We start from the raw sequence: 255 nt of genomic DNA on the forward strand, positions 1-255 counted from the left end.
GACGTGGTGTTCCTCGACAGCCGCGGCAACGGCGTGCAGCAGATGGCCCAGTACCTGGCCGCGCACCCTGGCGCCGCTTCGGTGCAGATCATCGCCCACGGCAACGCCGGCGACCTGTGGCTGGGCAACAGCTACGTCAGCGCCGAGAACATCGCCGACTACGGCAACTCCCTCAGCCAGCTCGGCGCCAGCATGCATGCCGGCGGCGACATCCTCATCTATGCCTGCAACACCGCCCAGGGCGAGCGCGGGCAG

General features: G+C 69.0%; 1 protein-coding gene. It reads left to right on the forward strand.

Going from position 1 to position 255, the window contains the following annotated elements:
* Positions 1-255: DUF4347 domain-containing protein (locus IB274_RS29550; RefSeq protein WP_192436308.1), on the forward strand; the 255-nt coding region annotated here is incomplete at both ends.

The organism is Pseudomonas sp. PDM18, from assembly GCF_014852585.1.
GTDB lineage: Bacteria > Pseudomonadota > Gammaproteobacteria > Pseudomonadales > Pseudomonadaceae > Pseudomonas.